The sequence below is a fragment of the Streptacidiphilus albus JL83 genome, from assembly GCF_000744705.1.
GTDB classification, from domain to species: Bacteria; Actinomycetota; Actinomycetes; order Streptomycetales; family Streptomycetaceae; genus Streptacidiphilus; species Streptacidiphilus albus.
Map to the genome: position 1 here is coordinate 1,711,752 of NZ_JQML01000001.1, position 24,723 is coordinate 1,736,474.

Here is a 24,723-nt window from a genome sequence, read left to right on the forward strand (position 1 = left end):
TTCGCCTCGTTCGTCGTCATCGGTGATCGGCCTCTCTCAGGAAATTCCGAGCTCGTTGTGCAGGAAGTCGAAGATCTCGTCGTCGCCGACGTCGGCGATCCGTTCCGCCAGGTCGTCGGTGACCAGGGGTTCGGGCGCCGGTGCGGGCGCCGGTTCCGGTGCGGCCGCCGGGGGCGGGTCGGGGACCAGCCGTTCGCGGAGGTGCGCCGCCAGCGCCGACGGCGTGGGGTGGTCGAAGAGGGCGGTGGTCGGCAGCCGCAGCCCGGTCACGGTGTTGATCCGGTTGCGCAGCTCGATCACGCCCAGCGAGTCGAACTCCGCCTCCATGAAGCCGATGTCGGGCCTCACCGCCTCCGGCCCCGGGTGCCCGAGCACGGTGGCGGCGCTGCTGCGCACCAGGCCCAGCAGCAGCCGCTCCTGCTCGGCCGGGGGCTTCCCGGCCAGCTGCCGCAGCAGCGCCTCCGCCTCGGAGACCAGCAGCGCGGGCGCGGCGGCCGGAGCGGCCGCCGGCCGGGCCCGGACCAGCGACCGGAGCACCGGCGCCAGGTCACCGGCCGGCCTGCCGCCGGTCTCCAGCGCGGCCGTCGCCAGCAGGGCGTGCGGGCTGCCGAGGGCGGAGTCGAACAGGCCGAGGGCGTACGCGTTGTCCATCGGCGCGAGCCCGGTCCTGGCCAGTCGCTCGCGTTCGGTCCGGGTCAGCGCTCCGGCCAGTCCGCCCGCCTCGGCCCAGTGGCCCCAGGCCAGCGACACCGCCGGCAGCCCGCGCGCCCGGCGGTGCTGCGCCAGGCCGTCGAGGTAGGTGTTGGCGGCGGCGTAGCCGGCCTGGCCCGGGTTGCCGAGCAGGCCGACCGCCGAGGAGAACAGCACGAAGGCGGCCAGGTCCAGGTGTTCGGTGGCGCGGTGCAGGTTCAGCGCGCCTTGGGCCTTGGGCCGGAGCAGTGCCGCCAGCCGGTCCGGGGTGAGCGAGTCCAGCAGGCTGTCGTCCAGCACCCCTGCGGCGTGCACCACTCCGGTGAGCGGGTGCTCCCCCGGGACGGCGGCCAGCAGCGCCGCCAGTGCCCCGGCGTCCGCGACATCGGCCGCCACGACCGTCACCTCAGCGCCCAGGTCGGCGAGTTCGGCGCGCAGCCGCTCCGTCCCCGGCGCGGCCGGTCCCTGACGCCCGGTCAGCAGCAGGTGCCTGACCCCGTGCCGCTCCGCCAGCCGGCGGGCGACCAGCCCGCCGAGGACTCCGGTCCCACCGGTGACCAGCACCGTGCCCTCGGGGTCGAGCGGGGCCGGCAGGGTCAGCACCAGCTTGCCGGTGTGCCGGGCCTGCCCGAGCCGGCGGACGGTGTGCCGGGCGTGCCGGACGTCCTCGGCCCCGACCGGCAGCGGGCTCAGCGCACCGCTCTCGAACAGCCCGCCCAACACCGTCAGCATCTCCGCGATCCGGTCCGGATCGACGTCGAAGAGGTCGAAGGCCAGGTAGGAGGCGTCCCGGTGGGCGGCGGCCACCTCGGCCGGATCGCGCGGGTCGGTCTTGCCCATCTCGACGAACCGGCCGCGCGGGGCCAGCAGCCGCAGCGAAGCGTCGGTGAACTCCCTGGCCAGGGAGTTGAGCACGACGTCGACGCCGCGTCCGCCGGTCGCCGCCAGGAAGGCGGCCTCGAAGTCCAGCGTCCGGCTGGAGCCGATCCGCTCGTCCGGCAGCCCCTGCGCCCGCAGGGTGTCCCACTTGGCCGGACTCGCCGTGCCGAAGACGTCCACTCCGTGGTGCCGGGCCAGCTGGACCGCCGCCTGGCCGACGCCGCCGGTCGCGGCGTGCACCAGCAGGGACTCCCCAGGCCGCAGCCCCGCCAGGTCGAAGAGTCCGTGGTAGGCGGTCAGGAAGACCACCGGCACCCCGGCCGCCCGGGCGAAGGACCAGCCCTCGGGGATCCGGGCCAGCAGCCGCCGGTCGGTCACCGCGACCGGTCCCAGCGTGCCCTGGACCAGGCCCATCACCCGGTCCCCCGGCGCCAGGCCGGTCACCCCGGGGCCGGTCTCCAGCACCGTTCCGGCGCCCTCGGCGCCGATCGCGGCGCCGCCCGGGTACATCCCCAGCGAGATCAGCACATCGCGGAAGTTGAGCCCGGCCGCACGCAGCGCGATCCGGACCTCGCCCGGTCCGAGCTCGCGCTCGGCCTCCGGGGCGGGGAGCAGTTCCAGGCTGTCGGCGCTGCCGGGGGCCCTGGTGTCGAGCCGCCAGGCCGGTACCGACGGCGGGACCAGGGCGTCCCCGGCGCCGGCCGGCACCAGCCGGGGCACCAGCACCTCGCCCTCGCGCACCGCGAGTTGGGTCTCGTCGGCGGCCAGCCCGGCCGCCACGGCGGCGGGCAGCGCGGCGGTGGAACCGGCGCTGCCGTCGAGGTCGAGCAGCAGGAACCGGCCCGGCTGCTCCGCCTGGACGCTGCGCACCAGGCCCCAGACCGAGGCCGCGTCCGGTTCCGGGACGTCCTCGCCGAGGTCGGCGGCGACGGCCCGCCGGGTGACCAGCACCAGCCGCCCGTCGGCGAAGCGCGGGTCGGCGGTCCAGGAGCGGAGCAGCGCGAGTGCCTCGGCGGCGTCCCGGACCGGGGCCAGGGTGAGCTCCGCCGGAGTCGCCCCAGTGAGCTCCCGGGCCGAACTGACGGTCCGTCCGGCCAGTGCGTCCAGCAGCGGCCCTGGCTCGCCGACCACGGCCCAACTGCCGGGTTCCGCAGGGTCGGTGACGGCAGTGATCGGCTGCCAGCCGAGCCGGTGCCCGGCGTCCGGCACCGGTTCGGCCGCTGCCCGCAGGGTCAGCGCCGAGACGGTGGCCACCGGTGCGCCCGCTGCGGTGGCCAGGTCGAGGGCGACCGCGTTCGGGCCCACCGGCCGGATCCGGACCCGCAGTTCGCCGGTGCCCTGCTGATGGAGCGTCACGCCCTGCCAGGAGAAGGGGATCCGGGGCCGGTCCGGAACGCCGCCGGGTCCGGCCGGGAGCAGGCCGACCACGGCGTGCAGGGCCGAGTCGAAGAGGGCGGGGTGCACCCGGTGGCCGTCGGTGCCGGGCGCCGTCTGCCCGATCGGGCCGACCGTGGCGTAGAGCTCCTCGCCCGAGGCCGACCGCCAGGCGGCGGTGAGCCCCTGGAACGCCGGGCCGTAGCCGTAGCCGAGGTCGGCCAGACGGCCGTAGAGGTCGCCGGTGTCGACCGCGACCGCCCCGGCCGGGGGCCAGGCCCCGGCTTCGAAGCCGCCCACGGCGGCGTCGGGGGCCGCGATCGTGCCGGTGGCGTGCCGGGTCCACTCGCCGGGCCCGCCCCCGGCCGGTGCCTCCGGCCGGGAGTGGATGCGCAGCGGCCGGCGGCCCTCGGCGTCGGCGCCGCCCACGGAGACCTGGAGTTGCACGGCCGTGCCGAGCAACAGCGGTGCCTCCAGGTCCAGTTCCTCGACCCGGTTGGAGCCGCTGCGGACCGCCGCGTCCAGGGCCAGGTCGAGCAGGGCCGTGCCGGGCAGCAGGACCCGGCCGCCGACCGCGTGGTCGGCCAGCCAGGGATGGGTCCGCAGCGAGATCCGACCAGTGAGCAACCTGCCGCCGTCCTCCGGGAGTTCGACCTCCGCACCGAGCAGCGGGTGCCCGGCGGAGGCGAGGCCGACGGCGGCCGGGGCGGCGGGTGCGGGCTGCTCCATCCAGTGCCGGGTGCGCCGGAACGGGTAGGTCGGCAGCTCGACCGCGCGGCCCGGCGCGGCGTCCACGGCGGCGGAGCCGGGGTCGGAGCCGGCGGCGGAGCCGGGGCCGGGGGCGGCAGCGGTGAAGGCAGCGGTCCAGTCCACCGGGACGCCGTGGACGTCGAGCCGGGCCAGGGCCTCGGTGAAGGTCTCGGCCTCGTCCCGGTCCGCCCGCAGCGAGGCGGTGACCGCGCGCTCCGGGCCCTCGCCGTCCAGCGCCTCCGCCACCAGTGCGGTCAGCACCGGCCCCGGGCCGAGCTCCAGGTAGGCGTCCGTGCCCAGGGAGTCCAGGGTGCGGACCCCGTCGTGGAAGCGGACCGCCTCGCGGATGTGGCGCACCCAGTACTCCGGGTCGCGCAGTTGCTCGCCGGTCGCCAGCCGGCCGGTGAGGTTGGAGACCACCGGGATCAGCGGCTCGGCGTAGTCGAGACCGGCGGCCACCTGCCGGAAGTCCGCCAGTGCGGCGTCCATGTGGGCGGAGTGGAAGGCGTGGCTGACCTGCAGCAGCTTGCTGCGGCGGCCCTTCGCCCGCCAGCTCTCGGCGAGCGCGCGCACCTCCGCCGCGTCGCCGGAGACGACCAGCGACCCGGGGCCGTTGACGGCGGCGAGGTCCACCCGTCCGGCGCGGTCGGCCAGCAGCGGCTGCAGCTCCTCCTCCGTGGCCTGCAGTGCGGCCATGGCGCCGCCGGTCGGGAGGGCCTGCATCAGCCGTCCCCGGGCGGCGACCAGGGTGACCGCGTCCGGCAGGGTGAGCACCCCGGCCAGGTGGGCGGCGGTCAGCTCGCCGATGGAGTGGCCGATCAGCCGGTCGGCCCGGACCCCGAAGGACTCGGCCAGCCGGAACAGCGCGACCTGGAGCGTGAACAGGGCCGGTTGGGTGTAGCCGGTGGTGTCCAGCAGCGCGGCCTCGGCCGTACCGGGCGCGGCGAACAGCACCCGGCGGAGCGGTGTCTCCAGCTCGGCGTCGAACAGCTCGGCCGCCGCGTCCAGGGCGCGGGCGAAGACCGGGAACGCGGCGTACAGCCCGCTGCCGGCGCCGGCTCGCTGGCTGCCCTGCCCGGAGAGCAGGACGGCGGTGCTGACGCCGCGTCGGGCGGTACCGGTGACCAGGCCCGGCGCGGGATCCCCGGCGGCGAGCGCACGCAGCTGTCCCTCCAGCCGGTCCCGGTCGCCGCCGAGCAGCACGGCCCGGTGGTCGAAGCGGGTGCGGGTGGTGGCCAGCGCGCGGCCGACCTCGGCGACGGGCGCCTCCGGGATCGTCCCCAGCCGGGTCAGCAGCCTCCCGGCCTGGACCCGCAGTTCCTCCTCGCCGCGCGCCGAGAGCAGCCACGGCGTCGCAGGGCCGGGGACGGCGGACGCGGGGGCCGTGGCGGGCTCGGTCGGCGCGGCCTCCAGGATCAGGTGCGCATTGGTGCCGCTGATGCCGAAGGAGGAGACACCGGCCCGGCGCGGTCCGGCGGCCTCCGGCCAGTCGGTGGTGGCGGTCGGCAGCAGCACCGTCCCGGCGCTCCAGTCGACGTGCGGGGTGGGCCGGTCCAGGTGCAGCGTCCCCGGCAGCTCGCCGTGGTGCAGCGCCTGGACCATCTTGATCACGCCGGTCACCCCGGCGGCGGCCTGGGTGTGGCCGATGTTGGACTTCAACGAGCCGAGCAGCAGCGGACGGTCGGCCGGGCGGTCGGCGCCGTAGGTGGCGATCAGCGCCCGCGCCTCGATCGGGTCGCCGAGGGAGGTCCCGGTGCCGTGCGCCTCGACGACCTGGACGTCGGCGGCGGTCAGCCCGGCATTGGCGAGCGCCTGCCGGATCACCCGTTCCTGGGCCGGGCCGTTGGGGGCGGTCAGCCCGTTCGAGGCGCCGTCCTGGTTGACGGCGGAGCCCCGGACGACGGCCAGCACCCGGTGTCCGAGCCGACGGGCGTCGGAGAGCCGCTCCAGCAGCACCAGACCGACGCCCTCGGCCCAGGCGGTGCCGTCCGCGCCCGCCGAGAAGGGCTTGCAGCGGCCGTCGGCGGCGAGTCCGCCCTGACGGCTGAACTCGGTGAACATCCCCGGCTCCGACATCACGGCGGCCCCGCCGGCGATGGCCAGGTCGCTCTCGCCCCGGCGCAGCGACTCGGCGGCCAGGTGCAGCGCGACCAGCGAGGAGGAGCAGGCGGTGTCGATGCTCAGCGCCGGGCCCTCCAGCCCCAGCGCATAGGCCAGCCGCCCGGAGGCGACGCTGGTCAGACTGCCGGTCAGGGCGTGGCCCTGGTAGCCGTCCGGGGTCTGGTGCAGCCTGGGCCCGTAGTCCTGCGGCGTGATCCCGACGAAGACGCCGGTGCGGCTGCCGCGCAGGTCGGCCGGGAGCAGCCCGGCGCGCTCGCACAGCTCCCAGGCGGACTCCAGCAGCAGCCGCTGCTGCGGGTCCATGGCGTCCGACTCGCGTGGGGGGATGCCGAAGAACGCGCCGTCGAAGCGGTCGGCGTCGAGCAGGAATCCGCCCTGCCGGGTCGAGGAGGAGCCGGGGCGCAGCCCTTCCGGGTCGTAGAGGGCGTCCAGGTCCCAGCCCCGGTTGTCGGGGAAGTCGCCGATGGCGTCCCGGCCGGAGCGCAGCAGCTCCCACAGCGCCTCCGGGCTGTCCGCGCCGCCGGGCCAGCGACCGCTGAGCGCGACGATCGCGACCGGATCCCCGTCGGGACCGACGGCGGCCTTCCGGGACGGGGCGTCGGTTCCGCTGCCGCCGCGCAGGTAGTCGGCGACCGCGCGCGGGGTGGGCCGGTCGTAGGTGAGGGTGCTGGGCAGGGTCAGCCCGGTCGCGGCGGCCAGCCGGTCGCGGAACTCGACGGCGGCGACCGAGTCGAAGCCCAGGTCCTTGAAGGTTCGCTCGGGGTCGACCGCCGAGGCCGACGGCTGTCCCAGGATGATCGCGGCGCTCGCCAGCACGGCGTCCAGCGGATCGTTCACCGGAGCCGGAGCCGGAGCCGGAGCCGGCGCAGTGCCAGGGCCGGACGGCACGGCAACGGACCGCACGGGGACGGACGGCGCGGGAATGGACGGCGCCGCGTCGAACCAGAGCTGGCGCCGGTCGAAGGCGTACGTCGGCAGCTGCACCGGGCGCGGCCGCGCGCCGTAGTGACCGGAACGGTCGACGGCGCCGCCGCGCACCTGCCACTCGGCCAGCGCGGTGCGGAACTGCCGCAGCCCGCCGTGCTCCCGGCGGAGCGTGCCGGTGACGGCGGCCGCACCGTCGAGGATCCGGTCCAGACCGACCGTCAGCACCGGGTGCGGGCTGATCTCCAGGAACGCCCGGTGGCCCTCGGCCGCCGCAGCCAGGACCGCCCGCTCCAGCTCCACCGTCTGCCGCAGGTTGCGGAACCAGTACTCGGCCGTCAGTTCGGTCGGGTCCAACCGGCCGCCGGTGACGGTGGAGTAGAAGACGGTGTGCCCGGTGCGGGGCCGGATCCCGGCCAGTAGTGCGGGCAGCCGCTCGCGCAGCGGCTCGACCTGCGGTGAGTGCGAGGCGTAGTCGACCGGGACCACCCGCACCCGGACGTCCTCCGCCTGGTAGCCCGCGACCAGCTCCTCCAGGGCGTCGCGGTCGCCGGAGACCACGGTCGCCGTGGGCCCGTTCGCCGCCGCGACGCCGAGCCGTCCGTCCCACCGCACCAGCCTGGCCCTGACCTCCGCCTCGGGCAGCGGGACCGAGGCCATGCCGCCGGTGCCGGAGCCGCCCAGTCCGGCGATGGCCCGGGAGCGCAGCGCGACCACGGCGGCGGCGTCCGCCAGTGACAGCGCGCCGGCCACCGTGGCGGCGGCGATCTCACCCTGCGAGTGGCCGATGACGGCGTCGGGGCGGACGCCGGACTGCTGCCAGAGCGCGGCCAGGGAGACCATCACCGCCCAAAGCGCGGGCTGGAGCACGTCGACCCGGTCCGGGTCGGGCGCGCCGGGACGGCCGAGCAGCACGTCCGGCAGCGACCAGTCGGTGTGCGGGGCGAGCGCGTCGGCGCAGTCGCGGATGCTCTCGGCGAAGGCCGGTGCGGTGGCCAGGAGTTCGCGGGCCATGCCGGCCCACTGGGAGCCCTGGCCGGGGAAGACGAACACCGTGCCGGGGCGGTCCCCGGTGGGGGCGATCCCCTGCACCAGCCCGGCCGCCTGCCGTCCCTCCGCCAACGCCCGGAGCCCGTCCAGGAGTTCGGCGCGGTCGTCGCCGAGGACCACGGCCCGGTGCTCGAAGACGGTGCGCGTGGTGGCCAGCGAGTGGCCGATGTCGGCCGGGTCCGCCGCCGGGTCCGGCCCGAGCCGGTCGAGCAGCCGCTCGGCCTGCCCGCGCAGCGAGGCCGCGCTCCGGGCCGAGAGCGGCCAGGCGACCGGACCTGCGGGACGCCCGGTCGTGTCCGCCGCCACCGGCTCGACCGGTTCCGGCGCTGCCACCGGTTCGACCGCCGGTGCCTCGGCCACCACCACATGGGCGTTGGTGCCGCCCACGCCGAAGGAGCTGACCCCGGCGACCAGCGGCCGGTCGGCGTGCGGCCACGGTCCGGACTCGGTGCGCACCCGCAGTCCCAGCCGGTCGAAGGCGATCTCCGGGTTGGGGGTGTGGAAGTCCAGGCTGGCCGGCAGCCTGCGGTGACTGACGCTCAGCACCACCTTCAGCAGCCCGACCAGGCCGGCCGCGCCCTCCAGGTGGCCGACGTTGGTCTTGGCCGAGCCGACCAGCAGCGGCTCGTCCCCGGGACGGCCGCCGCCGAGCGCGGCGCCCAGTCCGGCGGCCTCGATCGGGTCGCCGACCCTGGTGCCGGTGCCGTGGAGCTCGACGTACTGCACCGCCTGCGGGTCGGTGCCGCTGCGGCCGACCGCCGTCCTGACCACCTCCGCCTGGGCGGCCGCGCTGGGCACGGTCAGCCCGTCGGTGGCGCCGTCGCTGTTCACCGCGCTGCCCAGCAGCACCGCCCGGACCGGGTCGCCGTCGGCCAGCGCCCGCGCCAGCGGCTTGAGCACCAGCAGCACCCCGCCCTCGCCCCGGACGTAGCCGTTGGCGCGGGCGTCGAAGGTGAAGCAGCGGTTGTCCGGCGAGAGCGCGCCGAAGCGGTCCACGGTGAGCGTGGAGTCGGGCGCGAGATTGAGGTTGACCCCGGCGACCAGCGCCACCTCGGACTCGCCGCTGCGCAGGCTCTCCAGCGCCAGGTGCACCGCGACCAGGGAGGAGGACTGCGCGGAGTCAACGTTCAGGCTGGGCCCGCGCAGGTCGAGCCGGTGCGAGAGCCGGTTGGCGAGGATCCCCCGGTTCAACCCGGTCAGGCTGTGCCGGGTGACGGCGGCGGCCGCCTGCTGGTGGACCAGGGTGGCGTAGTCGCCGGCGATGGAGCCGACGAAGACGCCGGTCCGGCTGCCGCCCAGCCGTGCGGGCCGGACACAGGCGTCCTCCAGGGCCTCCCAGGCGAGTTCGAGCAGCAGCCGCTGCTGCGGGTCGGCCGCCGCCGCCTCGGCCGGGGAGAGGCCGAAGAACTCCGGGTCGAAGCCGTCGACCTGCTCCAGGTAGCCGCCGGGGCGGACCTCGGCCCCCTCCGGGAAGCGTCCGGGCGGCGGCGGACCGACGGCCTGGCCGCCGCGCTCCAGCAGTGCCCAGAAGGCGTCGGGGTCGGCCGCGCCGGGGAGCCGGCAGGCATACCCGACGACCGCGACCGCCGCCGCTGCGACGCCGGTCGACTCGGCTGTCTTCGTCAGTTCCTGGCGTGCCATCGCGCGCTTCCACCCCTAAGAAAGGCCACCTCTTACGGTTGCCGAGTCTTCTGGAGCCGGAGTTCCGCGATAACCCCTCACCCACCCCTACGGACCCCCTACGCCGGTCCGGGCAGGGGGCCCGCAGGCCGGCGAACGGGCTGCTCAGCCCGCCAGTTCGCGTCGCCGGTCGAGGGCGTGCCGCAGGTCGACCCGGCGGCGGACGCCCAGCTTCCGGTAGACCCGGGTCAGGTGCTGCTCGACCGTGCTGACGGTGATGTAGAGCCGTCGGGCGATCTCCCGGTTGGTCAGCCCGCGCACCGCCAGTTCGGCGACCTTCCGTTCCGCGTCGCTGAGTTGGGTCGGGTCGCCCGACCCGGTCCCGTCCGGCTCCGCCCGCCGGCCCGCGCCGCCCAGCGGTGCGCCGACCACGGGGGAGCCGACCGCCGTGGCGCCGACCACCGGCACACCACCGCCGCCGCTCCGCAGCGGTGCCGCGAGGCCGAGGACGGCGGTCGCGGCGGTCCGGCGCGAGGGCTCCACCGTGCGTATCGGCGGATCGAGGTGCAGCAGCCGGGAGGACAGCTGCCGCGCCCGGCGCTCGGACGAGCGGGCCCGGCCCGGATCGCCCTGCGCCCGGTGCGCCCGGCCCAACTCGGCCAGCGCGGCCGAGGTCTGGGCCTGGTCGCCGGCGGCCTCCAGCGCCTCGACCGCCTGCTCCAGCAGCCGGGCCCGCTCGGGTCCGGTGCCCGCCGCCGCGCGGATCCGCAGCGCCATCCCGCGCACCCGGGGCTGGCCGGACGCCCCCAGGTCGGTGAGCTGCCGCTCGACCAGCGAGGCCGCCGCGTTCGGCCGGTCCAGCGCCAGCTCGGCCCGGGCGGAGCCGAGTCGCCAGGGCACCATCCCCGGCAGGTGGTTGATGCCCCAGCGGGCCATCGTCTCGCCGCAGGCCCGGAAGTCGGCGAGCGCCTCCTCGGCCCGGCCGACGGCCAGCAGGTAGCTGCCGCGCGCGTCCAGGTAGTGCACCCCGGCCGGGGTGCGGAACATCTCTGCGGGGACCGGCAGCGCCAGATAGCGCTCGGCGTCCTCGTAGCGCCCCAGGGCGGTCCGCACCGCGATCATGGTGGCCAGCGGGATGCCGACGGCGACCCCCCAGTCCTCGGGCCGGATCCGGGCGAAGGCGGCCCGGGACGCCTCGTCCGCCGTCCGCAGGTCGCCCTGGCGCAGCGCGGCCTCCGCCTGCAGCGCGGAGAAGACCGCCTGGGCGACGGCGTTGCCGTGGACGTCGGCCTCCGGGACCAGCCGGCCGCACCAGTGGCCGACCCGGTCCGCCCGGTCGGCGTAGACCAGCACCAGCAGCGCCGAGGTCAGCGACTCGACCGGGGTCCGGCCGAGCCGGGCCTCGCGCAGCACGGCCTCGGCCCGGACCACCGCCTCCCGCTGCGGCAGGCCGGCGAACAGCTGCGCGAGCAGCCGCAGCCCGCAGCCGATCGTGCCCGCGCCCGCAGCGTCCCGATCGTCGACGGGCGGCAGCAGCGTGGGGTACCAGTAGTCGAGCCAGGGGCGCAGCACCGGACCGTGTCGCTCCTCGAACCGGCCGAGGGCGGCCAGCCCCTCGGCCACCTTCCCCTGCCAGAACAGGTACTTGACGTCCTGAGCCCCCTCCGCCCGCGCCTCGACGGGTTGGTGCCCACTGTCGTCGCAGGTCCCGGTCGCGGGCCCGGGCCCGGTCCCGGTTGCTGGCAGCGAGGGCACGCAGCGGATCACCACCGCGTCCTCGGCCGTCGGCGCCGTCGGCTCGTCCTCGGCGGGGCCGCCGATCCGGGTCACCCCGGGCCGCGTCCAGGGCTCCCGGGCGTGGCCGTCGGCGGCCCGCAGCTGGTCGTCCACCCGCTCGGGCGGCGCGCCCGCCGCATGCAGCAGCCGGGCCGCCCGGCGGTGCAGCGCCGCCAGCTCCTCCGGCTGCATCGCCGCCAACAGGTCCCCGCCGCCGGTGGGATGGCGGAACCCGCCGTCCCGGAACAGCCCGGCCGCGTGCAGCAGGTAGAAAGCCCGGGTCAGCGACTCCGGGGCGAGCAGCAGCAGATCGGCGAGGAGCTCCGGCTCCCCGGCCCGGCCGAGGACGGCGACGCCGCGCGCGCAGCGCAGCGCCAGCGGGTCCATCCGGTGCAGGCAGTACATCAGCGCCCGGCGGTAGTTCTCCCCGGCGACCAGCTCGCCCCCGCCCCCACCGTCCTCCTGATCCTCCATCAGGGCCTGCAACAGCAGCGGGTTTCCGCCGGTCAGGGCATGGGCGTCGGCGGCCAGTCGGCGCGCCGCGTGCTCGCCGACCCGGCCCCGGAGCACCTCCGCGACCAGTCCCGGCTCCAACACCCGCAGCTTGACGCCCCGGTGGTGCGGCTGGCGGGCCAACTCGACCTCGAAGAACGGGTTCGGCGGGGTCATCGTCTCGCGCGAGCTGAGCAGGGTCAGCACCCTGGCCCCCCTGGTCCGGCGGACCAGGTAGAGCAGGAACTCCAGCGACTGGGCGTCGGCGTCCTGTCGGTCGTCGACCGCCAGCAGCAGCGGTGTCCGCTCGGCCAGCCGCAGCAGCAGCGAGGAGAGACCGTGCAGCGCACGGGCCGAGGGGCGCGGCGCGCCCTCCGCCGAGGTCCTGGCCCGTGCCTGCGGATCGGCCGGGACCAGGTCCTCCAGCAGCGGCGCGACCGCGTCCCGGTCCTCGGGGCCGAGGCCGGCGCTCTGGAACAGCTGGCGGACGATGCCCAGCGGGAACTCCCGCTCCAGCGGCGAGCCGGTGGCCGTGAGCACCCGGACGCCGCTGTCGGCGGCGAACTCCGAGAAGGCGTGCACCAGTTCGGTGCGGCCGCTGCCCACCGCGCCGTTCAGGGCGACGACGCCGCCACGGCCGGCCAGGCAGCGGTCGAGGGCCGCGCCGAGCTGGGCGAACTCGGGGTCGCGGCCGTGCGGGACGAAGGGGGCGGGGTTGCCGGCGAGAGTGACGGGAGACGTGGACATCCGCTCTCCTGGAGCAGGGGCAGGACCCGGGCGCGCGACATTGCGCGCCCTGTCGTGCAGGGGCCGGAAAGGGGGTGCAGCAATGCATGGCCGATCGGAACCGCGTCACGCGGGCCTGGCCGTGAACCTCGGCGAAGGCCGGGCCCGCCGTCGTCGGCGGGCGGCCGGACGGTTCAGCTACAGAGGCAGCTGGCGCGGCGGACGAGGTCGATGTCCAGCCTGGCCACCAGCATGAGCTGAACGGCAGGGCTGCCGTGCACTCGCTGCATGACCGTCTCCCCATCCCCGGTGTGTCGGGGTCTCTCCCACTGGCAGCATGGGGCCCATGCCACCCAGCGCCTCCCCGGTCCCGGATCGCGGCTGAAGCCGCTCCGGTGCACCTGGGTACCGCATTCGATGTGTGTTGCGTGCCGAGTGTAGGAATGCCCGGCGGGCCGCGTCAATCGGCGCGGCCCGCCGGACCGGCCCTGACGTCGCGCTACGGCCGTTCCACGCCCGGCAATCGTCCTTGATCAACCGTCAGCGACGGTTCCTCCGAGGCCACTTCTCGGCCCGCCCCACCCGCCCGGACGACTTGCCCCAGGAATCAGCCTCCCTGGGCGATCGGGCGGGCCTCGGACGCGGTGGCTGCCGGGGCGTCCGGGCCCGGTTCCGGGCGGGAGAGGTCCTGGAGGCCGACCACGCGCAGCAGGTCGAGACGGGCCTGGGACTCGCTGCCGGGGCGGGCGGTGTAGACGACCAGCCGCTGTCGGTGGTCGCCGCTGAGCATCACCTCGCAGCTCACCTCGATCGCGCCGACCAGCGGGTGCAGCACCGTCTTGGTGTCGCCGCGCCGCACCGCGACATCGTGCTCCGCCCAGAACGCCGCGAACTCGGGCGAGGCCGCGAGCAGTCGGCGCACCAGCGCCGCCGCCCCGGTGTCGTCCGGCCGGGCCGCGACCACGGCCCGGAGCTGGGCGGAGTGGATCCGGCCCAGCCGCTCGTGCTCGGCAGGGTGGAACCGGCTGCGCCCGCCCGGCACGGCGAACCAGCGCCAGATGATGTTGCGGTCCTCCGGCGGATAACCGGTGTTGTCGCCGAGCAGTGCCGCCGACATCGGGTTCTGCGCCAGCACGTCGCCGGTGTCGGAGGTCACCTGCGCCGGGGTGTCGTAGAGCCGGTCCAGGATCAGCAGCAGCCCCGGGCGGACGTGTCCGTCGCCGCCGCCGTTCGCACGCGGCGGGGCCTGCCCGGCCAGGTGGTGCAGATGGTCCCGCTCGTCGCCGGTGAGCCGCAGGGCCCGCGCCAGCGCGCCCAGCAGCTGTGCCGAGGGGCGCGGCCCCCGCGCCTGCTCCAGCCGGGTGTAGTAGTCCACCGACATTCCGGCGAGCTGGGCGACCTCCTCCCGGCGCAGCCCGGGCGTCCGCCGCCGCGCCCCGTCGGGCAGGCCGACGTCGGCGGGTGCGAGGCGGCTGCGCGAGCGGCGCAGGAAGTCGGCGAGCTGAGCACGGTCCATGCCCACCAGCATCCCCGCTCCCGGCCGCGCCATCCAGGGACCGCCGGTCCCTGGATCAGCGGCCCCGGACGCTGTTCTTCCTGATTTCGTGGCCCCGCCATGATCCGGACGAGAGTGATTACCGTTGCCGGGATGTGATCCTGGGGCAGCGTCAGCTGGTCTCAACCAGTGGGCATTCGCCGGACATGAACGAGGGAACACATGGCAAGCAAGCAGCACGGTCGCGCCCGGTCGATAGCGACCGCCACAGCCGCATTCACCGTCCTGGCGTCGCTGGGCCTGTACGGCTCCGCGCCGGCCCTGGCCGCCGGGTCCACCCGCCCCGGGGCGGCCGCGGTCCGCACCGGCGTGGCGGACACCGCGCTGGGCCAGGAGCACTGGTCGACCACGACGGCCGCCCCGGGCGTCCAGGTGAGCACGGTGACGCTCAGCAACGCCGCTTCGCCGTTCTGGACCGTCACCCTTGAGCAGCCGGTCACCAGCAAGGTGACCGGCTCGGCCGCCGACGCCGAGGTGGAGAGCGGCTCCTGGGTCACGGCCACCGCCTCCCGGCTGGCGTCCTACGGCTACGAGCTGCGGGTCGAGCCGGTGGCGTGGCCCGCCTACTCCGACACGCCGCACGGGCTGATGGGCTACCGGCTGCGCGTGGGCGAGTTCCCGACCCAGGCCGCCGCCGCGACCGCAGCCGCGGCGATCGCCGCCGACGGCTTCACCACCACGACCGAGTGGACCGGCTACGACGCCTCCACGCCGGCCACCCTGGAGAACATCCACGTCGCCGTCATCGACCCGAAGGTGTTCACCGGCACCGTCGAGGGCACCCACGACGGTGCGCTCGCCCAGCGGCAGACCCCCTCCGCCGTGGCCGACCAGCTCGGCTCGCTGGTCGCCACCAACGGCGGCTTCTTCGTCATCGGGTCGGGCGACGGCATCCCCGGCACCCAGTCCGGCCTGGGGGTGTACAACGGCAAGCTGGAGTCGCTGGCCTCCGGCGCGCGGGCGGCACTGGTCATCCAGGACAACGGCCGGAAGTTCCAGGTCGCCGACCTCACCAGCTCGGTGGTCGCCCAGGTCGGCGGCTCCCGCTACGCCGTGCACGGCGTGAACCGGGTGCCCGGCACCGTGCGCGACTGCGGCACCGCCGGCGCCACCCCCACCACCCACCCGGAGCAGGACGTCGACTGCTACGAGACCGACGACCTGGTCGAGTTCACCGGCGAGCTCGGCGCGGCGCTGCCCACCGGCGCCGGCACCCAGGTCGTGCTCGACCACTCCGGCCGGGTGCTCTCGGTCGGCGCACGCGGCGGCTCCGTGCCCACCGGCGACACCGTTCTGCAGGGCATCGGCACCGCCTCCACCTGGCTGGGCCGGCAGGCGCTGGTCGGCAGGACGGTCAAGGTCGACGCGTCGGTCCGGAACGCCGCCACCGGCGCCTCGATCCCGCTGACCGCCGGGACCAGCATCGTCAGCGCAGCCCCGCTGCTGGTCCAGAACGGCCGGACCGACATCGACGCCGCCGCCGAGGGCGTCGTCGACCCGCAGGACCTCTCCTTCAACTACCAGTGGGCCGACGCCCGGCAGCCGCGCACCATCGCCGGCGTCGACAAGCACGGCGACCTGATCCTGGTCACCGTCGACGGCCGGCTGACGGCCGGCAGCGAGGGCTTCACCCTCGCCGAGGAGGCGACGTTCATGCGCTCCCTCGGCGCCGTGCAGGCGCTCAACCTGGACGGCGGCGGCTCCACTGCCATGGCCGTGGGCGGCAACCTGGTCACCAACCCCTCGGACGCCACCGGTGAGCGCCCGGTCGGCGACACCATCCAGGTCCTGCCGTAGCGGAGAGCGGGTGGGAGGGACCGGCGATCCCCCGATCGACAGGTCCCTCCCACCCGACCGGTCCCGGGACCAGGGTGGAGGTCGGAAGGCGAACGAGGACTCTTGAGGAGCAGCCATGACGACGACCCTGGTGACCGGCGCGACCGGGCAGGTGGGACAGCGGCTGGTACCGCGCCTGCTGCAGTGGACCGCCCCCGGCGGAACGGTGCGGGTGCTGGTCCGGGACCGCGCCCGGGGCGAGCGCCTCGCCGCGCTCGGGGCCGAGGTGGTGGTCGGTGACCTGCGCGACGCCACCGACCGGGCCAAGGCCCTGGACGGCGTGGACGCGGTGGTCAACACCGCCGCCGCGTTCCGGAACGTCCCCGACGAAGAGGCCTGGGCGGTCAACCGCGACGCCGCCGTCGAACTCGGCCGCCAGGCCCTGGACGCCGGGGTCCGCCGCTTCGTCCAGACCGGCACCAACCTGGTCTACGGCGGCGGTCTGGGCCGACCGGCCCGGGAGGAGGACCCGCTGCGCCCCGGCGCGGACTGGGGGGTCTACCCGGCGTCCAAGGCCGAGGCCGACACCGCACTGCTGGAGCTGCACCGGACCAAGGGCCTGCCACTGGTGATCGTCCGGCTGGCCTTCGTCTACGGCGAGGGAGACCCGCACCTCCGCGAGGCCGTGGCGCGTACGGCGGACTGGGCCGCGCACCGGCGCCTGCCGATGGTCCACCATGCCGACGTCGCCCGGGCCCTGCACCGGGCGCTGGTCACCCCCGGCATCGAGGGGCGGGCCTTCAACGCCGCCGACGACGCCCCGGTCTCCGCCTTCGACGTCCACCGGCTGGCGGGGCTGGAGCTGCCCGAGGGGGCGTCGGACCGCCAGGACCCCGACCCCTGGTTCGGCTGGTCGGACACCCTGCCGCTGCGCGAGGAGCTCGGCTGGCGTCCGGTGCACCCCACCGTCTGGACCGCCCGCGACGCCGGCGCGCTGTAGCTGCAGCTGTCGAAGGGCTGAGAACCAGCCCTGCAGGAATTGCTTGCGCAACTCTGCAACCGTCCATGTGTGCGGAGCGTCTCTCGGATGTACGCGGGTGCCGAAAGTCGCAGGAGTTGCGAAAAGAATGGGAACAATGTCCGACGCGTGGGGTAGCCCTCCTTCGGGAGGCGGCTGGCAGGGTGGCGGCGAGTATCCGGACGCCGGTGGCCACCGGCCGCAGGGTGCGCCGGTCCAGGCCGCCGACCCGATGAGGGTCCCGCTCTTCGACGACGGGGCCGCGACCGGCTACCCGCCGTCCTACCAACGGCACGGCGCTGAACGGCCGGACGCGCGCTACGCCCCGGAGCAGAGCTATGCCCCGGAGCAGTCCTACGCGCCCGAGCAGACCTACGCGCCCGAGCAGACCTACCTCCCCGAGCAACGGGGAGAGGAGGAGACGGCGGACGGCCGGGCCCGACGTCGCCGCGGGTCTACCGCCCTGCCGCAGCAGCAGCAGCGCCGCCGCCCGGCCGCGCTCTCCGCGGCCGCGCTGATAGCCCTGCCGCTGGTCGCGGCGCTGATCAGCGGCGGGAGCGGGCTGGTCTTCGATGCCGGGGCGGTGCTCGGCGCGGGGGTCGCGGCGGCGCTGTGCTCGCGGCCCGGCGCGTGGTGGGTGTCCACCGCGACGCCGCCGGTGGTCCTGCTGATGGCGCTGGCCGGGCTCTTCGTGCGCGACTCCTCCGGTACGACGGGGAAGTTCGCCACGAATCTGGCCAAGTGCGTCGCCGGGGCTTTCCCGGCGATGGGCGTGGCGCTGGCGGTGGCGGTCGTCGTGGGTGTGGCGCGGCTCGTCGCCGCGCGTCGGGGCCGGTGAGCGGTCATGGGTGAGGGCAGCGAGGAGCAGCGCGGCATGGGCAGGGCACGGCGGGGCGGCAGCAACGCGGCAGGACGAGGCAACACGGTCGGGCGCCCCGGCCGGGCGTCGAAGGCCGTGCTGGCCGCCCGCGCGGCGGCGGTGGTCGGTTGCGCGACGGTGCTGGTGGCGTCCGGGGTCACCTGGTACGGCTACCACCAGTTGACGACGGGCGTGCTCAGCTCGGACGCGCTGAGCGTGTCGAGCAAGAACGCGCCGCCGAAGCTGGACAACTCGGTCAACATCCTGCTGATCGGGCTGGACAGCCGGAAGAACAACGACGGCTCGGACCTGCCGGGCTGGTTCGTCCAGGACGAGCTGCACGCGGGCTCGTCGAGCGACGTGGGCGGCTACAACACCAACAGCCTGATCCTGCTGCACATCCCGGCGGACGGCAGCGCCAAGGTCGAGGCGGTGTCGATCCCGCGTGACGACTACGTCATGACCTACAACGGCGACGGCTCCCAGCAGGGCATGCACAAGGTCAAGGAGGCCTACGGCCTGGCCAAGGCCGCCGCCATGTCGGGCCTTGAGGCCAAGGGCCTCAAGGGCGCGGCGCTGGAGCAGGCCAGCCGCGAGGTCGGGCGCGAGGCGACGCTGACCACGGTGCAGAAGTTCCTGAACGTCCACATCGACCACTTCGCCGAGGTCAACCTGATCGGCTTCTACGACATCGCCAAGGCGATCGGCCCGGTCACCGTCTGCCTCAACCACGCCACCTCCGACCCGGCGGAGGAGGGCCAGGGCTCCGGCGCCAACTTCACCGCCGGCGACAACGTGCTGCAGACCCCGGCCCAGGCGCTCTCCTTCGTGCGCCAGCGCCACAACCTCACCAACACCGACGGCGACGGCAACGGCGGCGACTTCGCCCGCACCCACCGTCAGCAGGCGTACATCACCTCGGCCGAGACCCAGCTCAAGAAAGACGGCGTGCTGTCCGACCTGACCAAGCTGCAGGGGCTGCTCAACGTGGTGAAGAAGGACGTCGTCATCGACGACCAGTGGTCCATCCTCGACTTCGCCCAGCAGGCCCCGAACCTGACCGGCGGCAAGGTCACCTTCAACACCCTGCCCATCACCGGCCTGCCCAACGTCTACATCCCGGGCGAGGGCGTCCAGTCCGTCAACGCGGTCAGCGTCCCGCAGGTCCAGCGCACCGTGCAGGCCCTGTTCACCGACGCCCCGGCGCCCTCCACCGCGGCCTCCTCCGGTGCGAGTGCACCCGCCGGCCCGGCCGCGCCGGCGCACGCGATCGTCGACGTGCTCAACGCCTCCGCGCCCACCGGCTCGGCCGGGGTCGAGTCGGCGGCGCTGGTCGCGGCCGGCTACACCAAGGGCCGGGTCGGCGACCACTCCCCGCGCAGCAGCACCGAGGTGCTCTACGGCGCGGGGTCGCAGACCGCCGGCCAGCAGATCGCGGCCAAGCTGGGCGCCGGCTCCGCCACCGCCAGCAGCGCGGTGGCCGCCGGTCACGTCGAGGTCGTCCTCGGCGCCAACTACACCGCGCCGACGAGCGGTTCCGGCGGCAACAGCAGCCCGAGCCCGGCCAGCACCGCGAACCTGGTCTTCCAGGGCCCGGCCGTCAACGGCGGCGGCAAGGGCATCCCCTGCGTCGACTGAGCAGGTTCGCCGGGGCGTCGGCCCCTGCTCCGGGCGGCATCCGGAGCAGGGGCCGACGCCACGCTCGACTCACCAGCTCTTGCCGGCCTGCTCCCGGATCGTGCGGTTGATCCGGTTGAAGAAGTTGGTCGTCCCGATCTCCAGGATGATCGCGCTCAGCTGCTCCTCACTGAAGTGGCCGGCGACGTCGTCCCAGATCTCGTCGGTCACGCCCTCCGCGCCGTCCTGGAGCCGGGTGGCCGCCTCGGTCAGCGCCAGCGCCGCCCGCTCCGCGTCGGTGAAGAACGGCGTCTCGCGCCAGGCCGCCACACTGTGCAGCCGCTCGTCGGTCTCACCGGCCTTCTTCCCCGCCCCGACGGCGGCGTAGACGCACGGCGCACAGCTGTTGATCTGGCTGGCCCGCAGGTGGACCAGCGCCAGCAGCCGCGGGTCCACTCCCCCGGCGGCGATCGCCTTGTGCAGGTGCTTGATCGCCGTCATCACGTCGGGGTTCGGCGCGCTCTTGATACGTGCTTCCATCGTCCTGCTCCCTCATCCGTTACCTGAGCCCGTCCGGGCCCGTCATCACCCATGACGGAGCAGATCCGAGGAAGGTAACAACATGAGCGAGAGCAGCCCGGCGGACCCGCTGGCCCAGGCGTTCGAGTCCCAGCGCGACCGACTGCACGCGGTCGCCCTACGCATGCTCGGATCGCACGCCGACGCCGAGGACGTGGTCCAGGAGGCCTGGCTGCGGCTCTCCCGCCAGGACGCGGCCGCCATCCACAACCTCGGCGGCTGGCTGACCACGGTGGTCGGCCGGATCAGCCTCGACGTCCTGCGGTCGCGCCAGGCCCGCCCCGAGGCGCTGTTCGACGACAAGCTGTCCGAGGTGGTGGTGACGCTCGACGACGGCCCCGCCCCCGAGGAGGACGCGGTGCTCGCCGACTCGGTCGGGCTCGCGCTGCTGGTGGTGCTCGACTCGCTCCGGCCGAACGAGCGGCTGGCGTTCGTGCTGCACGACCTGTTCGCGGTGCCGTTCGAGGAGATCGGCCAGATCCTCGGCAAGTCCGCCGACGCCACCAAGATGCTCGCCAGCCGCGCCCGCCGGAAGGTGCAGGCGACCACTCCGCCCACCGGCGCCGGACGGGAGCAGCGGGCCGTGGTCCACGCCTTCCTGGCGGCGGCCCGCGGCGGCCGTTTCGAGGAGCTGCTGCGACTGCTCGACCCCGAGGTGCGGCTGACCGTCGACACCCCGGCCGGCCTGGTGGTCACCCTCGGCGCCACCAAGGTCGCCGCCGGCGCGCAGTTCGGCGCCGCAGCGGCGGCGATGGGCCGCGCGGTGCTGGTCGACGGCCGCCCCGGTCTGGTCGCCTGGCGCCCGGACGGCACCCCGGCCTCGCTCCTCGCGTTCACCGTGGCCGACAACCGGATCACCGGGATCACGGCGGTGATCGACCCGGCCAAGCTCGCCCTGATCCGTCTGCCCGACCCGGCCTGACCCGGCCTGACCCGGCGGTCCGGCAGCGCGAGGACCTCAGCGACCGTTGGCCCTGGCGGTGTTGCGGATCCGCCGGGTGCGTCCGCACTCCGCGAGGATCCGGACGGCGTCGCCGTTCCCCGCTTCGGCTGCCCTGAGCTGAAGCCAGTCGGAGGCGTCGAGCAGCGCCTCCCGGCGCCAGGGCAGCCCCAGCGCGACCGCCCGGAACAGGGACCACTCCGCCAGGCGGCCGGTCAGGAAGGGGCTGCGGACGGTGGCCGCAGCCACCGATGCGGCCCACCCTTCGTAGCCAGGCCCGGGGTACAGCTCTCCGGCCCGGCGGTCCAGGTGCCGTACGACGGCGGACCGGGCCATCGCCCGGTCCGGGTCGGCGAGTACCTCGCTGATCAGGTCGGCCTCGTCGGCGTCGGCGACCCGCTCCAGTCGGCCGAGGTAGGCCGCGAAGCGGAGGTGCTCGGCCGGTTCCTCCGGCGGCGCCGGGGCGTCGTCACGGTCCATCCGCCGAGTCTCCCACCACGGGCGGAGCACGGCCCCATGGATGCGATGGGGCGGTTCCGCCCGGCGGTGGTGGAGGACCTCAGCCGGGTGCCACGGCCGCTGGAGCGACTGTTCGCGCATCTGTGCGAGGCTAGGCGATCGTGAGCAACTGGAGCAGAGCCCTCGACGCGGCCGACATCACTTCGCCGGTGCTGCGCGAGGACTACACGGCGGCGCGGCGGACCGTGGCCCGGTTCCGGCGCGAGGCGTACGTCGCCGTGCGGCTGCTGGTGCCACCGGCGCTGGTGCCGGACGTGCTGGTCGCGACGGCCTTCATGCACCACACCGACAACCTGCTGGACTCCGGCCGACCGGAGCAGCGGATCGCGGCCTTCGGCGGCTGGGAGCGGGAGGTGCGCGCCGCGCTGGCCGGATCGGGCGCGGAGCTTCCGCTGGCACGCGCCCTGGCCTCCGGCGCCGGTCGGCATCCGACCCTGGGCCGACACGCCGAGGCGTTCCTCGACACCGCCCTCACCGACCTGGAGTTCACCGGCTTCGCCGCCGAGGCGGACTACCAGCGGTACGTCGACGCCTACTCGCTCCCCGCGCTGATGGTCGTGGCGTGCCTGCTCGGACCGCAGGAGCCGGACGCGGACGGCGCCTACCGCGCCGCCTGCCGCAGCTTCATCGACGGCAGCCAGCGGCTGGACTTCGTCAACGACCTGGCCGAGGACCTGGCGGCCGAACGGCTGACCGTGCCCGAGGACGTTCTGAAGGAGCACCGGGTCACCCGGGCCGACCTGGCCGCCGGCCGCGACACCACCGAGGTCCGGGCGCTGCTGGCGGACCTGCTGGCGCGGGCCCGGGCGAGCCTGCTGGACGGGGGCGAACTGGTCCGGTCGGCCCCGCCCGCCGGTCGGCCGATGGTCCGCGCCCTGGTCGGGCTGGAACTGCTGACGCTGAAGGCCGCCGAGGCCAAGGGGCCGGCGCTGCTGCGCGGCTCTGCGCGACCGTCGCTCCCGGCCGCAGCCGCCCTGCTCCTCCGCGAGTACCGCGCCCGCCGTTGAAGGGCTGCTGCTGAAGGGCCGCCGCTGACGGCCGCCGTCGCCGCGCGGGGCGGAACACCACCGGTCAGGCTGGGTCCATGACCACCAGCACCGCCCCGGCCGGCGAGGTCGGAAGCATCGTGGAGCGGCTGCGGGCGCTCGTCGCGGGGCTGCCGGCCCAGGACGGGGTCGCGGTCTTCGGCGGGGTGTACCTCACCGTCACCGAGGCGGTCGCGACGCACCTCGCCGCCGGTGACGTCTTCGCCGACCCGGCGGCCGTGGCCCGGCTGGACGTGCTCTTCGCCGACCGGTTCCTCACCGCCGTGGATGCCGCAGCCGCAGCCGCACCCGCACCCGCAAGCACCGCAGCCCGCGCGCGTCCGGCCGCCTGCTGGCGGCCGCTGCTGGAGCTGCGGCGGCACCCGGGCATCCTGCCGGTGCAGTTCGCGCTGTCCGGGATCAACGCCCATGTCGAGCACGACCTGCCGCTCGCCCTGCTGGACACCTGCGCGGTGCTGGGCTGCGCCCCGGACGACCTCTCGGCCGACTTCCACCGCGTCAACGACGTGCTGGCACAGGTCGAGGCGCAGGTGCGGGAGCGGCTGGCGCCGGCCCCGGCGGAGCTGGAACCGGACGGGCCGCTGCTGCACCTGCTGTCGTCCTGGAGCATCGACGCCGCCCGCGACGCGGCCTGGGCCAGCACCCTGACCCTGTGGGAGCTGCGGGAGCGGCCGGTAGCGCTGGCGGCCGCCTCCGGGGCGTTGGACGATGGAACCGGGCTGGTGTGCCGCTGCCTGCTCACCCCGCTGGCCGGCCCCGGGCCGCACTGAGCGGACGGTCCCGGAGCGGGTCGGACGGGAGCGGGCAGGCAGCGGTTGCCGGCCCTGTCGGCCTTGCCGCCTTGGCCGGCCTTGCCGCCTCGGCCGCCCTGTCGGCGACTACCAGCTGGCGTGCAGCGGCTTGCCCTCGGCGTAGCCGGCCGCGCTCTGCACGCCGACGACGGCCTTCTGGTGGAAGTCCTCCAGCGAGTGCGCGCCCGCGTAGGTGCAGGAGCTGCGGACGCCGGCGACGATCGAGTCGATCAGGTCCTCGACGCCGGGGCGGGCCGGGTCCAGGAACATCCGGGAGGTGGAGATGCCCTCCTCGAACAGCGCCTTGCGGGCCCGGTCGTAGGAGGACTCCTCGGAGGTCCGGTTGCGGACGGCGCGCGCCGACGCCATGCCGAAGCTCTCCTTGTACTGGCGGCCGTCGGCGGTGGTCTGCAGGTCGCCGGGCGACTCGTAGGTCCCGGCGAACCAGGAGCCGATCATCACGTTGGACGCACCGGCGGCCAGCGCCATGGCGACGTCGCGGGGGTGGCGGACGCCGCCGTCGGCCCAGACGTGCTTGCCCAGGCGGCGGGCCTCGGCGGCGCACTCCAGCACGGCGGAGAACTGCGGGCGGCCGACGCCGGTCATCATCCGGGTGGTGCACATGGCGCCGGGGCCGACGCCGACCTTGAGGATGTCCGCGCCGGCCTCGACCAGGTCGCGGACGCCGACGGCGGCGACCACGTTGCCGGCCACGATCGGGACCTGCGGGTCGAGACCGCGCACCGCGCGCAGCGCGGTGATCATCGACTCCTGGTGGCCGTGCGCGGTGTCGACGACCAGCACGTCGGCGCCGGCCTCCAGCAGCGACTTGGCCTTGCCGGCGACGTCGCCGTTGATGCCGACGGTGGCGGCGATCCGCAGCCGTCCCTCGCCGTCCACGGCCGGGGCGTAGAGGGTGGCGCGCAGCGCGTTCTTGCGGGTCAGCAGGCCGACCAGCTCGCCGTTGGCGTCCACGACCGGGGCGAGCTTGCGGTGGGCCTCGCTCAGCCGCTCGAACGCGGCACGCGGGTCCAGGCCCTCGTCCAGCAGCAGCAGGTCCTTGGACATGACCTGGGCGAGGCTGGTGAAGCGGTCGACGCCCTGGCAGTCGTGGTCGGTGACCACGCCGACCGGCTTGCCGTCCTCGACCACGACCAGCGCGCCGTGGGCGCGCTTGGGCAGCAGCGAGAGCGCGTCGGCGACGGTCGCGCCGGGGGCCAGCGTGATCGCGGTGTCCACCACCAGGTGGCGCTGCTTGACCCAGCTGATCACGTCGGAGACGACGTCGAAGGGGATGTCCTGCGGGATGGCGACCAGGCCGCCGCGGCGGGCCACGGTCTCGGCCATCCGGCGTCCGGCGATGGCGGTCATATTGGCGACGACCAGCGGGATGGTGGTACCCGTGCCGTCGTTGGAGCTGAGGTCGACGGCCTGGCGGGAGCCCACGGCGGAACGGCTGGGCACCATGAACACGTCGTCGTAGGTCAGGTCGTACGGCACCGCCGGGCGCTCGTCGTAGCTGCCGGTCTGGGGGTTCAAGAAGCGCATGAAGGGGCTCTCTGCGAGTTGGTAGACCTCTGGTGCGGCTGGAACCACGCACCGGGGCGGTCCGCACCCAACG

13 protein-coding genes are annotated in these 24,723 nt (G+C 75.3%); 7 read left to right on the plus strand and 6 right to left on the minus strand.

Going from position 1 to position 24,723, the window contains the following annotated elements:
- Positions 1–36 precede the first annotated feature (36 nt).
- From BS75_RS51380 to BS75_RS07385, 3 genes are all read right to left on the minus strand, one after another.
- Entirely contained in the window at positions 37–9,429 is a 9,393-nt protein-coding gene (locus tag BS75_RS51380) for a type I polyketide synthase (protein ID WP_081982169.1), read from the minus strand.
- Positions 9,430–9,573: 144 nt separating this feature from the next.
- Positions 9,574–12,423 carry an AAA family ATPase gene (locus BS75_RS07380; RefSeq protein WP_034087618.1) on the minus strand — a complete coding sequence of 950 codons (2,850 nt, stop codon included), beginning with the start codon at positions 12,421–12,423 and terminating at the stop codon, positions 9,574–9,576.
- 586 nt (positions 12,424–13,009) lie between these two features.
- Positions 13,010–13,918, minus strand: a complete 909-nt coding sequence (locus tag BS75_RS07385) for a helix-turn-helix transcriptional regulator (protein ID WP_081983231.1) — start codon at positions 13,916–13,918, stop codon at positions 13,010–13,012.
- A gap of 201 nt (positions 13,919–14,119) precedes the next feature.
- Between BS75_RS07385 and BS75_RS07390 the strand changes: the two genes are divergently transcribed.
- The 4 genes from BS75_RS07390 (at position 14,120) to BS75_RS07410 (ending at position 19,248) form a co-directional block, all read left to right on the plus strand.
- The gene (locus BS75_RS07390; protein WP_034087619.1) at positions 14,120–15,754 is read left to right on the plus strand and encodes a phosphodiester glycosidase family protein; all 1,635 of its coding nucleotides are present in this window, start codon (positions 14,120–14,122) and stop codon (positions 15,752–15,754) included.
- 115 nt (positions 15,755–15,869) lie between these two features.
- A complete protein-coding gene (locus BS75_RS07395) occupies positions 15,870–16,733 on the plus strand; it encodes an NAD-dependent epimerase/dehydratase family protein (RefSeq protein WP_034087620.1) in 864 nt (287 codons plus the stop codon).
- A 136-nt stretch (positions 16,734–16,869) separates the two neighbouring features.
- Positions 16,870–17,589 (plus strand): DUF6542 domain-containing protein, encoded by a 720-nt coding sequence (locus BS75_RS44020; protein ID WP_052069267.1) that lies wholly within the window; start codon positions 16,870–16,872, stop codon positions 17,587–17,589.
- A 6-nt stretch (positions 17,590–17,595) separates the two neighbouring features.
- Positions 17,596–19,248: an LCP family protein gene (locus BS75_RS07410; RefSeq protein WP_034087623.1), complete on the plus strand. Its 1,653-nt coding sequence runs from the start codon at positions 17,596–17,598 to the stop codon at positions 19,246–19,248.
- A 69-nt stretch (positions 19,249–19,317) separates the two neighbouring features.
- On the opposite strand, the gene BS75_RS07415 is transcribed toward BS75_RS07410, so the two are convergent.
- Entirely contained in the window at positions 19,318–19,767 is a 450-nt protein-coding gene (locus tag BS75_RS07415) for a carboxymuconolactone decarboxylase family protein (protein ID WP_034087624.1), read from the minus strand.
- Between the two features lie 82 nt (positions 19,768–19,849).
- Here BS75_RS07415 and BS75_RS07420 point away from each other — a divergent pair, with 82 nt between their 5' ends.
- Positions 19,850–20,728, plus strand: coding sequence for a sigma-70 family RNA polymerase sigma factor (locus BS75_RS07420; protein WP_034087625.1), 879 nt, complete (start codon positions 19,850–19,852; stop codon positions 20,726–20,728).
- A 36-nt stretch (positions 20,729–20,764) separates the two neighbouring features.
- Here the strand turns inward: BS75_RS07420 and BS75_RS07425 are convergent, their stop codons facing one another.
- Positions 20,765–21,226 carry a hypothetical protein gene (locus tag BS75_RS07425; protein WP_034087626.1) on the minus strand — a complete coding sequence of 154 codons (462 nt, stop codon included), beginning with the start codon at positions 21,224–21,226 and terminating at the stop codon, positions 20,765–20,767.
- Positions 21,227–21,366: 140 nt separating this feature from the next.
- On the opposite strand from BS75_RS07425, the gene BS75_RS07430 reads away from it, so the two are divergent.
- Positions 21,367–22,272 carry a phytoene/squalene synthase family protein gene (locus BS75_RS07430; RefSeq protein ID WP_034087627.1) on the plus strand — a complete coding sequence of 302 codons (906 nt, stop codon included), beginning with the start codon at positions 21,367–21,369 and terminating at the stop codon, positions 22,270–22,272.
- Between the two features lie 77 nt (positions 22,273–22,349).
- On the plus strand, positions 22,350–23,081 hold the full coding sequence (locus BS75_RS07435; protein WP_034087628.1) for a DUF5995 family protein: 732 nt from the start codon (positions 22,350–22,352) through the stop codon (positions 23,079–23,081).
- Between the two features lie 108 nt (positions 23,082–23,189).
- On the opposite strand, the gene BS75_RS07440 is transcribed toward BS75_RS07435, so the two are convergent.
- Positions 23,190–24,650 carry a GuaB1 family IMP dehydrogenase-related protein gene (locus BS75_RS07440; protein ID WP_034087629.1) on the minus strand — a complete coding sequence of 487 codons (1,461 nt, stop codon included), beginning with the start codon at positions 24,648–24,650 and terminating at the stop codon, positions 23,190–23,192.
- Positions 24,651–24,723 lie beyond the last annotated feature (73 nt).

Bases quoted from the DNA above. Each gene is read 5' to 3' on its own strand.
- BS75_RS51380 (WP_081982169.1), bottom strand. From the start codon at position 9,429: ATGGCACGCCAGGAACTGACGAAGACAGCCGAGTCGACCGGCGTCGCA.
- BS75_RS07380 (WP_034087618.1), bottom strand. From the start codon at position 12,423: ATGTCCACGTCTCCCGTCACTCTCGCCGGCAACCCCGCCCCCTTCGTC.
- BS75_RS07385 (WP_081983231.1), bottom strand. From the start codon at position 13,918: ATGGACCGTGCTCAGCTCGCCGACTTCCTGCGCCGCTCGCGCAGCCGC.
- BS75_RS07390 (WP_034087619.1), top strand. From the start codon at position 14,120: ATGGCAAGCAAGCAGCACGGTCGCGCCCGGTCGATAGCGACCGCCACA.
- BS75_RS07395 (WP_034087620.1), top strand. From the start codon at position 15,870: ATGACGACGACCCTGGTGACCGGCGCGACCGGGCAGGTGGGACAGCGG.
- BS75_RS44020 (WP_052069267.1), top strand. From the start codon at position 16,870: ATGTCCGACGCGTGGGGTAGCCCTCCTTCGGGAGGCGGCTGGCAGGGT.
- BS75_RS07410 (WP_034087623.1), top strand. From the start codon at position 17,596: ATGGGTGAGGGCAGCGAGGAGCAGCGCGGCATGGGCAGGGCACGGCGG.
- BS75_RS07415 (WP_034087624.1), bottom strand. From the start codon at position 19,767: ATGGAAGCACGTATCAAGAGCGCGCCGAACCCCGACGTGATGACGGCG.
- BS75_RS07420 (WP_034087625.1), top strand. From the start codon at position 19,850: ATGAGCGAGAGCAGCCCGGCGGACCCGCTGGCCCAGGCGTTCGAGTCC.
- BS75_RS07425 (WP_034087626.1), bottom strand. From the start codon at position 21,226: ATGGACCGTGACGACGCCCCGGCGCCGCCGGAGGAACCGGCCGAGCAC.
- BS75_RS07435 (WP_034087628.1), top strand. From the start codon at position 22,350: ATGACCACCAGCACCGCCCCGGCCGGCGAGGTCGGAAGCATCGTGGAG.
- BS75_RS07440 (WP_034087629.1), bottom strand. From the start codon at position 24,650: ATGCGCTTCTTGAACCCCCAGACCGGCAGCTACGACGAGCGCCCGGCG.